At 69.4% G+C, this 284-nt stretch carries 1 protein-coding gene; it reads right to left on the bottom strand.

Annotated elements, in window-relative coordinates:
- Positions 1–284, bottom strand: a 284-nt coding sequence (locus tag QMX96_RS26805; RefSeq protein ID WP_282362736.1) for a histidinol dehydrogenase, incomplete at both ends; no start/stop codon positions are given.

Here is a 284-nt window from a genome sequence, read left to right as displayed (position 1 = left end):
GCACCGACGCGGTGCGACCCAGGTCCGAAGCGCCCTGCTCGGAACAGAAGATGAGCGAGGAACGCTTCTGGAAGTCGTACACCCCCAGCGGCGAGGAGAACAGTGCGGTGCCGGAGGTAGGCAGCACGTGGTTGGGGCCAGCGCAGTAGTCGCCCAGCGCTTCGCTGGTGTGGCGGCCCATGAAGCTCGCACCGGCATGGCGGATCTGCGGCAACCAGGCCTGCGGGTCGGCCACCGACAGCTCCAGGTGCTCGGGGGCGATGCGGGTGGCCACCTCGATGGCC

Origin of the sequence: Pseudomonas sp. PS01300, assembly GCF_029960155.1 — a bacterium.
In the GTDB taxonomy this organism is placed as follows: Bacteria; Pseudomonadota; Gammaproteobacteria; order Pseudomonadales; family Pseudomonadaceae; genus Aquipseudomonas; species Aquipseudomonas palmensis.
This window is presented reverse-complemented; position numbering and strand designations above follow the sequence as displayed.